The sequence below is a fragment of the Saezia sanguinis genome, from assembly GCF_963921665.1.
Lineage (GTDB): Bacteria > Pseudomonadota > Gammaproteobacteria > Burkholderiales > Burkholderiaceae_C > Saezia > Saezia sanguinis.
The window spans coordinates 30,610-46,782 of sequence record NZ_CAWUGC010000001.1 but is presented as its reverse complement, the minus strand read 5'-3'; the positions used below and the strand labels follow the sequence as shown (position 1 = coordinate 46,782).

Here is a 16,173-nt window from a genome sequence, read left to right as displayed (position 1 = left end):
GAACACAACCGCCACATTGCCTCAGGTCACCATCTATACCGATGGCGCATGCAAAGGCAATCCAGGGCCGGGCGGCTGGGGCGCATTACTTCAGTATTCACGCAAAAATGGCATTGCTGAAAAAGAGATTTACGGCGGCGAGGCACAAACCACAAACAACCGCATGGAACTGATGGCCGTTATTCAGGCATTGTCATTATTGAAAAAAGCATGCCATATCGACCTGTACATGGATTCACAATATGTCAGGCAGGGCATGCTGGAGTGGGTTGACAACTGGAAAAAGAACGGCTGGAAAACCGCGCAGAAAAAACCGGTAAAAAATGCAGAGCTGTGGCAGCAGCTTGACGAACTGCGGCAACGCCACCAGATTGACTGGCATTGGGTCAAAGGGCACGCCGGGCATCCTGGCAATGAGCGTGCTGACCAGTTGGCCAACCTGGGTGTGGAAAATATTTAAACACAAATAAATAACGCCAGACCCATCACAGGCCTGGCGTTGAATGTCTAAAATGCCTTATTAAGCCTTGGCTACAGTGGCTATTGCCTGGGCCACATAATCAATGTTTTTCGCATTGAGGCTGGCCACACAGATACGCCCACTGTCCAGCCCATAAATGCTGAAATCAGAGCGCAGGCGCACCATCTGGTCTTTGCTCAACCCTGAGTAGCTGAACATGCCGTTTTGTGCCGAGATAAAACTCATGTCTTCTGTCACCCCTGCTGCCTTGAGCTTAGCCAGCAGTTGGTCGCGCAGGCCTTGAATGCGCACACGCATACCCTCAAGCTCATTTTCCCACATGGTGCGCAGGTCGGGCGTTCCCAATACCGTGGAAACCAGTTGGGCACCGAATGTTGGTGGGTTGGAGTAGTTGGTGCGAATCGCCAGCTTTACCTGGCTCTGCACACGTTTGGCTTCGTCCTGGCTGGTGCAGACAATCGACAATGCGCCCACACGTTCGCCGTACAGAGAAAATGTTTTGGAAAAACTGCTGGAAAGCAAAAAGCTCAATCCCGAATCAACCAGCTTGGCCACAGCCACACCATCTTGCTTTAAACCACTGCCAAAGCCCTGATACGCCATATCCAGGAAAGGCACCAGCCCATTGCTGCGCATCACTTCAATCAACTGATCCCACTGGTCTTCACTCAGGTCATAGCCGGTGGGATTATGGCAGCAGGGGTGCAGCAGCACGATTGTGCCTTTGGTAGCCACTTTAAATGCATTGAGCATGCCTTCAAAATTCACGGCGCGTTTTTCAGCGTCATAGTAAGGGTAGGCCACAACCTGGAAGCCTGCGCGGCTGAACAAAGCGCGGTGGTTTTCCCAGCTGGGGTCTGAAACCATTACCGGCACATCAGGGGTAAGTGTTTGCAGGAAATCAGCGCCCACCTTCAAAGCACCGGTACCACCCAATGCCTGAATGGCGACCACCCGACCGGATTTCACCACATCGCTGCTCTGGCCAAAAATCAGGTCTTTCACGCCGCTGGTGTAAGCCGCCATGCCATCGATAGGCAAATATCCTTTAGGAATAATATTTTCTGAAATCTGCTTTTGTGCAATGGCAACACATTTCAGCACTGGAATCTTGCCATCCTCCCCTGTATAAACACCTAGCCCTAGGTTTACCTTGGATGGATTGGTATCCGCAATGTATTGTTCTGTCAGCCCGAAAATGGGGTCGCGCGGTGCCAGCTCTACTGCAGAAAACAGTGACATGGAAAGATACTCCTTGAGATGAAAATCGAATATGAGGGTAGTCCGAGCCCGTAAACAAGACTAATTAGAATTTTATGCCTAAGCCGGTTGCAACCGCACCCGATATCCCGATCAATTCATTAAATATGGACATTTTGGTTGCAGAAATAACACGTCCGCATTTTCGGGGCCATCAAAACACAAACTCATATATAAGACACATATCTCATGTTTCATCTTTTTTTGAATTTTTCTCCGGCTTGCATGCCTCCACATGGCTTTGAAACAGCAATATCCAGATCAATGATGACATTAGCAGGCCCCTGCGTTAATGACTCTCAGCCGCACTGGCAGAAAAGTCGTGCGATAATGTCCCCCGGCCGCTCCTGTACGCGGCCTGCCGCAAAAACACTCCCTGGTTGATTTACCGGACAGCGTATTGACTAGCGCGTGTTAACACAAACTATAGGTCTGATACCTGCAACAACACTTTGCGGTTTTTATCTTGTTTTGAAACGAATTATGATCAAACTGAAAAATCTCACCTTGCGACGTGGCAGCAAAATTGTGCTGGAACAGGCCAATGTCACGCTCAATCCGGGCGAGAAGATCGGCTTGGTCGGGCGCAACGGCGCTGGCAAATCCTCTTTGTTTGCGCTGCTGACCGGGCTGCTTACAGCTGACAACGGCGACCTGGAAATGCCACCACGCTGGCTGATCGCTGAAGTGGCACAGGAAATGCCCGAAACCGCGCAGGATGCCACCGGCTTTGTCATTGCCGGCGACAGCATTCTGGCCGCCGCGCAACAAGAACTGGCCCAGGCCGAGGTTTCAGGCGATGGAGAAGCCATTGCCAATGCACACCTGCACATTGCCGAAGCCAATGGCTTTGATGCCCGGGCACGCGCGCAGGCCATGCTGCTGGGGCTGGGTTTTAAACCCGATGAACTTGAAAAGCCGGTCAATAGCTTTTCCGGTGGCTGGCGCATGCGCCTGCAACTAGCACGCGCCCTGATGTGCCCGGCAGATCTGCTGCTGCTGGACGAACCAACCAACCACCTGGATCTGGATGCGCTGGTCTGGCTGGAATCATGGCTGCAACGTTATCAGGGCACGCTGATCACCATTTCGCACGACCGCGAATTCCTGGATGCCATCACACAGGTCACGCTGCATCTGGAAGACACGCAACTGACACGCTACACCGGCGGTTACACGGCTTTTGAAGAACAGCGGGCGCAGCGCATTTTGCTGCAGCAGGCGGCTTTTGACAAACAACAGGACAGGATTGAGCACCTGCAGAAATTCATTGACCGCTTTAAAGCCAAAGCCACCAAGGCCAAGCAGGCGCAAAGTCGTATCAAAGCACTGGAGCGCATGGAACGCGTTGCACCGGTCATCACCGCATCCAGTTTTCAGTTTGAATTCAAAGAGCCTGACAGCCTGCCCAACCCAATGCTGGTACTGGACGATGTGGCCTGCGGCTACAACGACAAAGTCATTCTCTCGCATGTTCAGAGCTCTGTGCTGGCAGGGCAGCGCATTGGCATACTGGGTGCCAACGGACAAGGCAAATCCACCCTGGTTAAAACCATTGCCCAGCAGATCCCTGCACTGGCGGGCCGCTGCACCCAGGGCAAGGGATTGCGCATTGGTTACTTTGCACAGCAGGAACTGGATATTTTGCGCCATGACGACAATGCATTGCAGCACATGGTCCGTCTGGCAGCCACCATATCACCCGAAGCGCGCGAACAGGATCTGCGCAGCTTTTTAGGCGGATTCCGTTTTGTCGATGACATGGTCAAACAACCCGTAGGCACCATGAGCGGCGGTGAAAAATCTCGCCTGGTACTGGCCATGCTGGTATGGCAGCGCCCGAATCTCCTGCTGCTGGATGAACCGACCAACCATCTGGACCTGATTACCCGCGAAGCGCTGGCTATCGCACTCAATGAATTTGAAGGCACTGTGATGCTGGTTTCGCACGACCGCGCCATGCTGCGCTCGGTTTGCGATGAATTCTTGCTGGTGGCAGAAGGCGGCCTGCGACCATTTGACGGTGATCTGACCGATTACCAACGCTATCTGCTTGACCATGCCAAACAACAACGCGAAGCGCTTGCATCGGCTGGCACCCCGCAAAAAACGGAACAACCTTCTGCAGAAAGCCCGGTCATTAATTCCCGCGAAGAGCGCAAGCTCGCTGCCCAGCGCCGCCAGCAGATTGCAGAGCAGACCCGTCCGCTCAAAAAAGAAGTAGCCACCATTGAAAAGCGCATGGCCGAAATTGACGCTTTGCGCACACAGCTTGAAGCACAACTGGCCACGCCTGACCTGCCCTCAGAAACCATTGTGGACGCCGGCAAACAATTAAAAGTGTTAGGCGATGAGCTGCAGACCATAGAAGAGCACTGGCTCGAATTGTCCGAACAAATCCAGGCGCTGGAACAGGGTGCATCTGCCTAAAACAGCCGCAACGCTGCACAGTTCTGTCGCCGGATGGTGACAAAAGTGCAGATACAGCCGGTTCCTCCCCTATAATCGCTGGTATCTGTAATATCCGTGTAGTTGACAGTTCAATAGACCATGCCGATTATTTTTGCGCTTTCCATCATCTGCCAGGCCATTTGTATCATCCATGTTTTTAAAACAGGGCAGGAACGCACCTGGCTGATTCTGATTCTTTTCACCTCTTTTTTAGGATGCGCCATTTATGCACTGATGGTGCTTGCCCCCGGTATGCTGGGTACGCGGCAGGGAAAGCGTGCCGTTAAAAAATTAAGCCATACCATCAACGCACCACGCAATCTGCGGACTTTGCGTGGTGAACTCAGCCTGCGCGATACGGCGCAAAGCCGGGTCAATCTGGCCGATGAACTGGTTGAACTGGGGCAATATGATGAAGCCATTACGCATTATCAGGAAGCCCTTTCCGGCGGTGATGCGCACAACCCCGATACACTGCTGAAACTGGCACAGGCACAGTTTCAGGCCAAAGATTACACCGGCTGTCTCGCCAGCCTGAAAGACCTGCTGCAAAACAACCCCGGCTATATTTCGCAAGATGGTCATTTGCTGCAGGCTCGGGCGCTGCACGAGCTTGGCGAGCTGGATCAGGCGGCACAGACGTATCAGCAACTGGTTGAATACTATTCCGGCCCTGATGCCAGATACTTTTACGCCAAGCTGCTGCAACAACAAAACCGCCCCGCAGAAGCACGCCAGCAACTGGAAGAAATACAAAACTACGCGCGCATTGCGCCCAAGTTTTACAAACAGATGCACAGGGACTGCCTGGCACAGGCAAACCGCCTGCTCAAAAATCTGGAATAACTTCGCGGTTGATTTTGGCTCCGCGCCGAATGGTCTGAAACAACGCTGTTTCAGAATCCGTTATATATCAGGATCTGCTACGGCATTTCAGACCGGTTTCTGTCCCTCGGCATTTACACCGGTCTGCGGTGGCACTGGATGCGGCTTGCGTTCACTAACCTCCATCGCATACTGCTTGGACCACAATAAATACGAAAACACCAGCGCCAGCACCGAACACACCGTCATGGCTGTAAACATCGGGATGGCTGTACCATTGGCGAAAATGCCCACCAGCCCGGTAGACAGCGAGCCGCTGCCAAATTGCAGCGCCCCCATCATGGCAGATGCCGTCCCGGCAATTGCGCCCCAGGCAGCCAAAGACATCATGCCGCAACATGGCATGATAATCGGAATCATCGTCGCGGCAATGAAAATCACAATACAGTACGGCAGCAACCATTGCACTTTCATCACCGCCATCAGCAGCAATAAAATGCTGCACACAGCATAGATAACCCCTGTCACACGCACCACGCGAATCGTACCAAAACGAGCAATCAGGCGTGAACTGGTCTGCGCAGCCACCATCATTCCTACGGCATTCAGCGCAAACAGATAGCTGTAATTCAGAGGACTCAGCCCATGCAGCTCAGTAAAGAAAAAAGAAGAACCTGAAATATAGGTAAAAAAACCTGCCTGCGTTAACGCGGCAACTGTCACAAAAGGAATGAACTTACCGCTGCGCAATAGCGTGCCATAGTTTTTCAGCGTTTGCCCAAGCCGAAACTGGGCCCGCTGCTGTGGCGTGGATGTCTCAGGCAAAAACAGCACAATCAGCACAATGGAAATAACCGCCCCTGTCCCCATCGTGATAAAAATCATCTGCCATGAAAGCGCCGGGTGGCTGATGATGGCCGCCCCCATCATTGGTGCCAATACAGGTGCCACACCAATAATCAGCATCATCAGCGACATCAACCTGACGGCCTGTATGCCTGTATACAAATCACGCACCACGGCCAAACCGACAGCCATACCGACTGATGAACCAATGCCCTGCACCGCCCTGAGTATCACCAGCGTTTGCGCATTCTCTGCAAATGCACAACCCAAGGCCGCCACCGCATACAACGAAATACCGATCAGGATTGTTTTACGGCGACCAATCTTGTCTGACATTGGCCCCATGAACAACTGACCACACGCCAGCCCGAAGAAAAAAGACATCAGGCTCTGATGCATCATCCCTTCATCTGCCTGCAAGGTGTGGGCCATTGAGGACAGCGCCGGCAGATACATATCAATAGCCAGCGGCCCCAGGGCGCTCACAAACCCCAGCACCAAAGCAATAAGTAGATTTGATTTATTCATATTTTGATGGATCACTATCGAGCCGCGTCAGCCCGTGACAATTACCGAACGATTATAAGGACAGTCGGAGTGCTGCCGCTTTGTGCGGGGGTATCCAATCTGTGTACCGTTTTTGCATTCAACACGCTTCTGTCTGATGGCTGTGCATGCACTTGTACCCTGCCATGCACGGCCTTGGCATTCGCCCTTTACAATATGATCTGTTACTCCTGTTCTCTCAAAATCACCCCATGAAAAAAGCAGATATCGTCCCCTTTTTTGCCACACTGGCTGCAGCCAACCCGCATCCGCAAACCGAGCTTGAATATGACAATAACTTTGAGCTGCTTGCTGCGGTGCTGCTTTCTGCACAGGCGACAGATGTCGGTGTCAACAAAGCCACACGCGTGCTTTTCCCGATCGCCAACACACCGCAGAAAATGCTTGCCCTGGGCTATGACACACTCTGCGAATACATTAAGACCATTGGCCTGTATCGCAACAAAGCTAAAAACTTACTGGCAACCTGCCAGATCCTGATTGACCAGTACCATGGAGAGGTGCCGCACGACCGCGAAGCGCTGGAATCATTACCCGGCGTTGGCAGAAAAACTGCCAATGTTGTACTCAATGTAGCATTTGGCGACCCGACCATTGCAGTGGATACACACATCTTCCGCGTCAGCAACCGCACCGGGCTTGCACCCGGAAAAACACCGCTGGAAGTAGAACAAAAGCTGCTGAAACGCGTTCCACCAGCTTATCAGCAGCACGCGCACCACTGGCTCATTTTGTTAGGCCGCTATGTGTGCGTGGCGCGTAAGCCGCGCTGCTGGGAATGCCAGGTCAGCCAATGGTGCGACTACAAACCCAAAACAGCAGCGCCTACAAAATAAAACCGCAAACAACCCGCCCCCATTAATTATGCTTGGCTTTGGGCCTGCGTATTTTAGCGGCCTTGGTTGCTTTATGCGCCGCACGTTTGACTGCGCTTTTCAACTGGTCCAGCGCAGAACCGGTCCCGCCGTTTTGTCCATGTTTGGCAGACTGGCTCGCCTTTTTAGCTACTTTGCCATTCTTGGAAGCAGCCTTGTTTTGCGCAGACGCAGGTTTGCTCTGCCCGGCCAGGCCGTTTGGCACCAACCGGAAATCAATACGCCGGCCATCCAGATCCACCCGGCTGACCTGCACATGCACACGGGTGCCCAGTGCATAACGCACACCGGTACGTTCACCGCGCAGCTCCTGGCGCAACTCATCAAAGCGATAGTAGTCCCCGCCCAGTTCTGAAATATGGATCAGCCCCTCCACATACATGGACTCCAACTGCACAAACAATCCGAAGCTGGTCACCGCACTGACCGTTCCGGTAAACTCCTCTCCGAGATGCTCGCGGATATAAACGCACTTCAGCCAGGCCAGTACATCGCGGGAAGCCTCGTCCGCACGGCGTTCATTGGCACTACAATGCAGCCCGGCAACTACCCAATGCTCCATTTCCGTCAGCGCCATGCTCCCAGTATTCCCGGTATGCGGCTTGCCGCCCTTCTGCGCTGCAGCCTCTTTCGGTTTAGGGGCTGACTCCAGATTGCTGACCGCCGTGCGATCATCGAGCTTGTACTTGCGGTTGGCCAGAATCCCCCGGATCACACGGTGCACCAGCAGGTCAGGATAACGCCGGATCGGGCTGGTGAAGTGTGTGTAGGCCGTATACGCCAAACCAAAGTGCCCGCTGTTGATCGGCGAATAAATCGCCTGCTGCATAGAGCGCAACAGCATCATCTGAATCTGGCTGGCATCCGGCCGGTTTTTGGTGAGCTCGGCAATGCGCTGAAACTCCTTAGTTGTCGGCTCTTCCGACAAGGTGATGTCCACACCAATGGCACGCAGATAATTTTGCAGCAACTCCCGTTTTTCCGGTGTCGGCCCTTCATGCACACGAAACAGCGCAATGCGTTTATGGTGTTCTATGAACTCTGCCGCGCACACATTGGCAGCCAACATCGCTTCTTCAATCAGGCGATGCGCTTCGGTACGCTCGTAAGGTTCTATCTTTTCAATCTGTCCGGCCTCATCACAAATGATCCGCGTTTCAACCGTATCAAAATCAATTGCACCACGCTTTTCTCTGGCCTGGTACAGTGCTTGGTACAACTCGTACAGATGCAGCAGATCCTGCACATGTTCAGACCTGCGCAACGCTTCCGGGCCATTGGTATTGGTCAGAATGGCGGCCACTTCGGTATACGTCAGCCGCGCATGGCTTTTCATCACGGCTGGATAGAACTGATACGCATGCACTTTGCCCTGCGCCGTAATCAGCATATCGCAAACCATGCACAGCCGCTCCACATCCGGATTCAGCGAGCACAGCCCATTCGATATTTTTTCCGGCAGCATCGGAATCACCCGCCGCGGAAAATAAACCGATGTGGCCCGGTCATAGGCATCATCATCCAATGCGGTTCCCGGCTTCACGTAAAAACTCACATCGGCAATCGCCACCAGCAACCGGTAGCCCTGCCCTTTGCCCACACGCGCCGGCTCGCAGTAAACCGCATCGTCAAAGTCACGCGAGTCTTCGCCATCAATGGTTACCAGCGGCACATCGGTCAAATCCACCCGGCTGCGCCAATCAGCCGGCTTTACCTTATCGGGCAATGCCTGTGCCTGCTCTAATGCTTCGGGAGTAAACACATGCGGCACATTGTATTTACGCACCGCAATTTCAATCTCCATGCCGGGGTCGTCAATCTGCCCCAACACCTCCACAATCCGGCCTACCGGCTGGCTATGCAGCGTAGGCGGCTCGGTCAACTCAACCGTCACCACCTGCCCCGACTCGGCATGCGCCAACGCCTGCTCCGGAATCAGAATATCCTGCGGGTAACGGTTATCCTCCGGGGCCACCAGCCATACACCATTTTCCTGCAACAAACGGCCAATAATCAGCTTTTGCTGACGCGACACAATTTCAGTGATATTTGCCTCTGGCCGCCCTTTGCGGTCATAGCTGGCAATGGTCGCCTTCACCCGGTCCTGGTGCAGTACCGTATGCATCACATGCGAGGGCACATACAAATCCGGCCCGCCATCATCGCGCACAATAAATCCATGTCCATCGCGATGTCCCTGCACAATACCTTCAATGACATCGTGCTTTATTTCTTTTTTAATTTTCTTAATGATAATAAACCTTCATCGTTTAAATTCAGGACTGCCTCTGACAATCTGCCGCCCAAATAACTCACAGACAACAGATTATTCATACCAGCACAATGCCAGTATAAGAAACACCCCACATACCTCTATATTTTTGTAGAGATTACATCCACATGGGCGTGATCATTCTTATTTCCCTTTGCCCACCATAGGATAGATCATCCTGATTGCCGGCAGCAGGAGGGCTTGATACAGCCTTAATTCTCCACGCTCTTTGGTCTGTGCGCCAATTGTATGACAGTTCCGGGCATCATTGCCACTTTCCATGAAGACCCAATGCCACACAATGCCCTTATTTTTAAACATTTTTTAAAAACCGCTTTGTTTATTTAAAAACTGTGCTAGAATTCATCTCCTTAGCCCAGGTGGCGGAATTGGTAGACGCACTAGTTTCAGGTACTAGCGGGTAACTCCGTGGAGGTTCGAGTCCTCTCTTGGGCACCATATACCAAATAAAAAAGCAGCTCTCAGAGCTGCTTTTTTATTTTTCTTTTCTCCCACACCATTTCTCTAAAGACTACTGGGTTTCCAAACTCAGGAAACTCGTCTGTCTGGCACCAACTTTTTTTCTGATACACAAGAAGTTCTCCGGCCATTTTGCTTTCTTGCTGAAGCTGACTATTTAAAGACGTTTCCAAACAGTACCCGTAGTTTGCAATATTATGTAATATGCTACATAATATTCAATATGAAAAATGACGTTGGATACCTCATTAAACAGATTGATGAATGCCTTTACAGAAAGGCCAATCAGAATCTGAAGCTCATCGACCTGACCTTATCGCAAGTCAAGGTGCTCATTTTGCTGCGTGAGCGGGAAAAAACAAGGCAACTGACTTCACACAAAGATATTGAGGAAAGCCTGCAAGTCTCTCATCCCACCGTATTAGGACTGCTACGCCGCCTGGAGGCCAAGGGATTTATCCGGACTGAGACTGGAACTGCCGATCGAAGAATCAGAAATGTATTCCTGACGCAGCGCGATGCCTCTTTCTGGGACAATTTACGGACTAACCAGGTAGCCATGGAGAAGCTCATTTTGGCCAATTTTTCCAAAGAGGAAAAAGATACCCTCCGATTGTTATTAACTAAGCTTTTGCACAACATTCAGTAATTTTTTTCACTATATATGTAGCATGTTACATAAATATTCAAGATTTTTTAATTTGATTGCTTTTCTCGTACTGTCGGCCACCAACCATTGGAAAACGCTTCATTCTGGACTCATACAAGGTGCATTTATGGTCAAGAAACACTTTCTGATCTGTTTCATAGCAATTCTGGCGCTTGGTGGCTGCGACCAAAAAGAACCGGACAACCTGGCAATGCCTCCGACAGAAGTGGGGGTTGTCACGGTCGTGACACGGAGCGTGACCGTTCAGCAAGAGCTTTCAGGGCGGGTGAAATCCTCTTTGCAGGCCGATGTACGTCCGCAGGTTGACGGTATCATCCAGGCGCGTCTTTTTACCGAAGGCGGATATGTCAAAGAAGGGGAAGTGCTGTATCAGATAAACGCTGACAGCTATCGTGCTGCATTCAATCAGGCCATGGCTTCTCTCAAAAATGCCGAAGCCAACATCACAACCACCCGTCTGAAAAGCGAACGCTACACGGAACTGGCAAAACAAGGCGGCATTGCACAGCAGGAAGTGGACGATGCCGTGGCGGCTTATCAGCAGGCCCTGACCGTGGTGGAGGAAAAACGGGCGCTCCTGGAAACAGCCCGGATTAATCTTGAGCGAACAGAAATCAAAGCACCTATTTCAGGATTTATCGGTATTTCAAACGTCACAGTGGGCCAGCTTGTCATTACCAACCAGAGCGAACCCCTGGCAACCATTCACAGCCTTGACCGGGTTTATGTAGACATTACCCAGTCTGGCACGCAGAGGCTGCATTTGCAAAGGCTTCTGGAACGAAATGCACTGCGCAACGGCAATGCCGAGGTACAGCTCAAGTTGGAAGACGGCACCATATATGAAGAAAAAGGCACGCTGCAACTGCAGGAAATCGCTGTAGATGAATCCACGGGCGCAGTCACATTGCGGGCCGCGTTCCCCAATACCCGTCGCATTCTCATGCCAGGCATGTTTGTGCGGGCCATTGTCGCAGAAGCTGTGCATGACAATGCGGTGCTGGTCAAACAACAGGCCGTCACGATGAACGCCAAAGAAGAAGGCACGGTGATGGTACTGACGCCAGACAACGTGGTCGAAGAGCGTTCGGTCGTGACAGGGTCAACCGTCGGCAATGCATGGATTATCTTTGAAGGTCTTCAGGCCGGAGATCGGGTTGTGCTGGAAGGACTGAGCCGGATTAAGCCGGGAGACACTGTCAGGCCGGTAGAGCTCACAACAGAAGTTGATGATTATCCGCAAGACGTCGCAACGATCTTTGGAAAATAAGGAACCAGCATGCCGCGTTTTTTCATCGACCGTCCGATCTTTGCCATTGTCATTGCATTCATCATCATGCTGTTCGGAAGCATTTCCATCATCATGCTTCCCAAAGGCCAGTACCCCGATATTGCACCGCCAACAGTGAGTATTTCTGCAACCTATCCGGGGGCTTCTGCCGAAACCGTGGAAAACACGGTGACCCAGGTCATTGAAAAAGAGCTCACCGGGCTGGACGGCCTGTTGTATTTCTCATCCACCAGCAGCGCTTCCGGCCAAAGCAGCATTACCCTCACTTTTGAGCAGGGCACGGATCCGGATATTGCGCAAGTTCAGGTTCAGAACAAAGTACAACAGGTTACCACCCGCCTGCCCGCCATGGTTCAGCAGCAAGGGGTCACGGTGCAGAAGTCGCAGGGCAATATCCTGATGATGGTGGTGCTTTACGATACAAGAGACCGTGACAGCAATTACGATGTGGCTGACTACCTGGTAAGCAATGTGCAGGACCGGCTCGCACGCCTTGACGGGGTTGGCAATATTCAGCTTTTTGGCCAGCAGTACGCCATGCGGATATGGCTCGACCCCATGAAGCTGCGTTCCTACAACCTCATGCCCTCTGACGTGCGAACCGCCATAGAACAGCAAAACCGGCAGGTCGCCATGGGCAAGCTCGGCGATCAGCCGGCGGCTCCGGGTCAAAACCTGACCGCTACGGTCACTGCGGTTTCTATGCTGCAAACGCCGGCGCAATTCCGCGACATCATCATCAAATATAAGCCCGATGGCTCCGTTGTCAAGCTCGGTGATGTAGCCAGAATAGAAATGGGCAGCGAAAGCTACAGCACTGTTACCAGCCTGAACCGGCATCCATCTGCCGCCCTTGCCGTGCAACTGACCTCCGGGGCCAATGCCATGGCGACTTCTGCCAATGTCCGTGCGCTCATGGAAGAAGTCAAATTAAATCTGCCAGAAGGCTACGCCATCGCCTATACCAATGACAATTCCGATTTTGTGAAGCTCTCCATCTGGGAGGTGGTCAAAACCCTGATCGAAGCGGTGGTGCTCATCACCATTGTCATGTACATTTTTCTGGGCAATTGGCGAACCACGATCATTCCCACCCTGACGGTGCCTGTGGTGCTGCTGGGAACCTTCGCCGTCATGTATGCGCTGGGCTTTACCATTAACACGCTGACGCTGTTCGGGATGGTACTGTCCATCGGTTTGCTGATAGATGACACCATTGTCGTGGTCGAGAATGTGGAGCGCCTCATGCGGGAGAAGAATCTTTCCCCGCGAGAGGCCACCATAGAATCCATGCGCGAGATCACTGGCGCGCTTGTGGGCATTACCGCCATCATCATGGTGGTGTTTATTCCGATGATATTTTTCAGCGGTTCAACAGGCATTATCTACCGGCAGTTTTCCGTCACCATCATTGTGTCCATGGGGCTTTCCGTGTTCATGGCCCTGACGTTCACACCCGCCATGTGCGCCCTGCTGCTCAAGGAGCAAAAGAAAGCCGAAGGCCGGTTTCAGCGTTTCTTTAACCGCTGCCTGGAACATTATGGAAAACAGATCGACAAAACCCTGCGCAGGCCGGTGCGCTGGCTGGTGGCGTACGTAGTGATATCTGGAGGCTGCCTGCTGTTTCTCATGCAGATGCCTACCGGCTTTCTGCCCAATGAGGATCAGGGCATCCTCATCTGCCAATATACCCTGCCGGCAGGTGCAGACATGTCTCGCACCAACGAGGTGGGTAAAGCGATAGAGAACTACTTCCTCGATGAGGAGAAAGACAATGTACAGATCGTTTTCATCACCAATGGTTTTGGCTTCAACTCATCCAATCAGAACTCCGGCATGGCGTTCATCTCGCTAAAAGACTGGTCAGAAAGGCCCGGAGCACAAAATAGTGCCGATGGCATTGCCATGCGGGCCATGCAGCGCCTGTCCTCCATACGCGATGCACAAATCTTTGTACTGAGCCCGCCACCCATCATGGGGCTGGGGCAAACGGATGGTTTTGAACTCTATCTGCAAGCCCTTGCCGGAACAGACAGGGCAGAGCTTGAATCGCTGCAAAATGTTTTCATGGAACACGCCGCGCAGGAAAAGAGCCTTGCAAACGTCCGCTCGGACAATGCTTACCGGGTACCGCAGTTGCACCTTGCATTCAACAATGAGAAAGCACTGTCCTACGGTATTTCCCTTGATGATATGTACGACGCCTTAAATGTTGCGTGGGCCGGCGAATATGTCAACGACTTTATCGACCGCTCCCGCATTAAAAGAGTCTATATGCAATCAAGTGCCGAATTCCGCTCCAGACCCGAAGACCTAAATGCCTGGAGCGTGCGGAACAACGCGGGCCAAATGGTGCCCTACTCGGAGTTTACGCAAACATCATGGATTCCAACCCAGGAAACGCTGGAGCGCTTTAACGGCGTGTCGGCTTATTACATTCAGGGAGCCGCAGGCCCGGGCATGAGTTCCGGGGACGCGATGCAGGCGGTGGGGAAAATCATGGACGAAATTCCCGGAGCCTCTTATGCCTGGAGCGGGCTTTCCTACCAGGAGCAACAGGCTTCGGGACAGACCATTTTGCTCTACAGCATCTCGATACTGGTTATTTTCCTTTGCCTGGCGGCCCTGTATGAAAGCTGGTCGGTACCGATTGCCGTGCTCCTGATCATCCCGCTGGGTGCGGTGGGAACCGTGCTGGCCGTACATTGGCGCGGGCTTGAAAATAACATCTACTTCCAGGTGGCCATGCTGACCATCATAGGCCTGTCGGCAAGAAATGCCATCATGATGGTGGAATTTTCAGACCAGGCGCACAAGTCCGGACTCAGCCTCATGGAAGCTGCCCGCCAGGGTGCCATACTGCGTTTCAGGCCTATTCTGATGACCGCTCTCACTTTTGCCGCAGGCGTACTGCCATTGGCCATGAGTACCGGCGTGGGGGCAAACAGCCGCATCGCCATCGGCACAGGCACCCTCGGCGGCACGCTGACAGCCACGGTTTTATCCGTTGTCCTTGTCCCTCTGTTTTTCCTGCTGGTAGGCCGGCTGTTTGCCAAAAAAGAACGTCCGGACACGCCTCATGCCCAACAGAACCCGGGATAACGCCTTATCATTTTCAGGAATTGCCTGTATGTGTGTTTGAGTAGTTTTCAAATGCACGTACAGACAATCATCTCAAAACAGAACAGGTACCACACGACCATTCAGCTACCCTGCTACAGGCGCTGCACAATTTCCAATAGCCTTCGCACGACACCGTTGTCCTGGTCCAGCCAGGCAAATGCCAGTTGTGCAATAGGTGCTGGTGGCACAAAGTCTTTATAACAAACACCTTTGAGCCTGATCTGCGATAAGGAAGCCGGAACAATAGAGATACCCAGCCCCGCTGCAACCAGATTGATCACCGAAGAAATCTGTGGTGCCGGCTGGCTGATGCGCGGGCTGAAGCCCTGGGCATGGCAGAGTTCAAAAACTTCGCTGTACAGCGTGGTGCCCGGCGGGCCGGGAACCAGGATAAAAGATTCATCCATCAAGTCCTTGGCTTTCAGGTATTTTTTTCTGACCAGCGCATGGGTGGACGGCAAGGCAATTTTCATCGGCTCATCGGCCAGCCGGTAGAACTGCAGGCCCTCGGGGGCATAAAATGCCGGGCGAATAAAAGCTGCGTCCAGCCGTTGCTCCACCAGCCCTTGCAGCAACTGGGGCGTATTGGCTTCTTCCATGGTGAGTTCAACAGCAGGGAAGCGTTTTTTAAGCGCGTTGATGGCCGCAGGAACCACCGGATTAAACGGGGCCGATCCTGTAAACCCCAGCCGCAGTTGCCCGATTTCACCCTGCGCGGCACGGCGAGCTGTTTTTTTTGCATGCTCAGCCTGCTCCAGCACATAGGCTGCCTGCACCTCAAACGCCTGCCCTGCCGGGGTCAGCACCACCCCATGCGGGGTACGCTGAAACAGTTTGACGCCCAGCTCATCTTCAAGGCTTTTAATCTGCTGGCTTAAAGGTGGCTGTCCGATGTGCAGCTGTTGCGCGGCACGGGTGATGTTACCTTCTTTGGCGACCGCCAGAAAATACCTCAGGTGTCTTAACTCCATAATATATTTTAAAAGTATGGGTATCGCTATTTTAATATATTAGACACAATAGCAGGTCAAT

General features: G+C 52.5%; 11 protein-coding genes and 1 tRNA gene. 8 read left to right on the top strand and 4 right to left on the bottom strand.

Annotation, left to right across the window (positions count from 1 at the left end; translation table 11 throughout):
• The first annotated feature begins 16 nt into the window (after positions 1 to 16).
• The gene (gene rnhA, locus AACY98_RS00205) at positions 17 to 460 is read left to right on the top strand and encodes a ribonuclease HI (protein WP_339800934.1); all 444 of its coding nucleotides are present in this window, start codon (positions 17 to 19) and stop codon (positions 458 to 460) included.
• A gap of 60 nt (positions 461 to 520) precedes the next feature.
• Here the strand turns inward: rnhA and AACY98_RS00200 are convergent, their stop codons facing one another.
• Entirely contained in the window at positions 521 to 1,723 is a 1,203-nt protein-coding gene (locus AACY98_RS00200) for an amino acid aminotransferase (protein WP_339800088.1), read from the bottom strand.
• 501 nt (positions 1,724 to 2,224) lie between these two features.
• On the opposite strand from AACY98_RS00200, the gene AACY98_RS00195 reads away from it, so the two are divergent.
• Positions 2,225 to 4,171: an ABC-F family ATP-binding cassette domain-containing protein gene (locus tag AACY98_RS00195; protein WP_339800085.1), complete on the top strand. Its 1,947-nt coding sequence runs from the start codon at positions 2,225 to 2,227 to the stop codon at positions 4,169 to 4,171.
• A 120-nt stretch (positions 4,172 to 4,291) separates the two neighbouring features.
• Positions 4,292 to 5,038, top strand: coding sequence for a tetratricopeptide repeat protein (locus AACY98_RS00190; RefSeq protein ID WP_339800082.1), 747 nt, complete (start codon positions 4,292 to 4,294; stop codon positions 5,036 to 5,038).
• Positions 5,039 to 5,125: 87 nt separating this feature from the next.
• Here the strand turns inward: AACY98_RS00190 and AACY98_RS00185 are convergent, their stop codons facing one another.
• A complete protein-coding gene (locus AACY98_RS00185; RefSeq protein WP_339800080.1) occupies positions 5,126 to 6,391 on the bottom strand; it encodes a multidrug effflux MFS transporter in 1,266 nt (421 codons plus the stop codon).
• Positions 6,392 to 6,621: 230 nt separating this feature from the next.
• Here AACY98_RS00185 and nth point away from each other — a divergent pair, with 230 nt between their 5' ends.
• Complete coding sequence (nth, locus tag AACY98_RS00180; protein WP_126979496.1) at positions 6,622 to 7,266, top strand: endonuclease III; 645 nt, start codon at positions 6,622 to 6,624, stop codon at positions 7,264 to 7,266.
• Positions 7,267 to 7,288: 22 nt separating this feature from the next.
• On the opposite strand, the gene rnr is transcribed toward nth, so the two are convergent.
• Positions 7,289 to 9,562, bottom strand: a complete 2,274-nt coding sequence (gene rnr, locus AACY98_RS00175) for a ribonuclease R (protein WP_423817505.1) — start codon at positions 9,560 to 9,562, stop codon at positions 7,289 to 7,291.
• A gap of 389 nt (positions 9,563 to 9,951) precedes the next feature.
• On the opposite strand from rnr, the gene AACY98_RS00170 reads away from it, so the two are divergent.
• The 4 genes from AACY98_RS00170 (at position 9,952) to AACY98_RS00155 (ending at position 15,120) form a co-directional block, all read left to right on the top strand.
• Positions 9,952 to 10,036: transfer RNA gene (locus tag AACY98_RS00170), tRNA-Leu, on the top strand.
• A gap of 244 nt (positions 10,037 to 10,280) precedes the next feature.
• A complete protein-coding gene (locus AACY98_RS00165) occupies positions 10,281 to 10,706 on the top strand; it encodes a MarR family winged helix-turn-helix transcriptional regulator (RefSeq protein WP_339800074.1) in 426 nt (141 codons plus the stop codon).
• Positions 10,707 to 10,833: 127 nt separating this feature from the next.
• Positions 10,834 to 11,997, top strand: coding sequence for an efflux RND transporter periplasmic adaptor subunit (locus tag AACY98_RS00160; RefSeq protein ID WP_339800071.1), 1,164 nt, complete (start codon positions 10,834 to 10,836; stop codon positions 11,995 to 11,997).
• Between the two features lie 9 nt (positions 11,998 to 12,006).
• Positions 12,007 to 15,120, top strand: a complete 3,114-nt coding sequence (locus tag AACY98_RS00155) for an efflux RND transporter permease subunit (RefSeq protein WP_339800069.1) — start codon at positions 12,007 to 12,009, stop codon at positions 15,118 to 15,120.
• Positions 15,121 to 15,233: 113 nt separating this feature from the next.
• Here the strand turns inward: AACY98_RS00155 and AACY98_RS00150 are convergent, their stop codons facing one another.
• Complete coding sequence (locus AACY98_RS00150) at positions 15,234 to 16,112, bottom strand: LysR family transcriptional regulator (protein WP_339800066.1); 879 nt, start codon at positions 16,110 to 16,112, stop codon at positions 15,234 to 15,236.
• Positions 16,113 to 16,173: the final 61 nt, after the last annotated feature.

Coding starts and splice junctions, on each gene's coding strand:
- AACY98_RS00155 (WP_339800069.1), top strand. CDS start 12,007: ATGCCGCGTTTTTTCATCGACCGTCCGATCTTTGCCATTGTCATTGCA.
- nth (WP_126979496.1), top strand. CDS start 6,622: ATGAAAAAAGCAGATATCGTCCCCTTTTTTGCCACACTGGCTGCAGCC.
- AACY98_RS00195 (WP_339800085.1), top strand. CDS start 2,225: ATGATCAAACTGAAAAATCTCACCTTGCGACGTGGCAGCAAAATTGTG.
- AACY98_RS00150 (WP_339800066.1), bottom strand. CDS start 16,112: ATGGAGTTAAGACACCTGAGGTATTTTCTGGCGGTCGCCAAAGAAGGT.
- AACY98_RS00160 (WP_339800071.1), top strand. CDS start 10,834: ATGGTCAAGAAACACTTTCTGATCTGTTTCATAGCAATTCTGGCGCTT.
- AACY98_RS00185 (WP_339800080.1), bottom strand. CDS start 6,391: ATGAATAAATCAAATCTACTTATTGCTTTGGTGCTGGGGTTTGTGAGC.
- AACY98_RS00190 (WP_339800082.1), top strand. CDS start 4,292: ATGCCGATTATTTTTGCGCTTTCCATCATCTGCCAGGCCATTTGTATC.
- AACY98_RS00200 (WP_339800088.1), bottom strand. CDS start 1,723: ATGTCACTGTTTTCTGCAGTAGAGCTGGCACCGCGCGACCCCATTTTC.
- AACY98_RS00165 (WP_339800074.1), top strand. CDS start 10,281: ATGAAAAATGACGTTGGATACCTCATTAAACAGATTGATGAATGCCTT.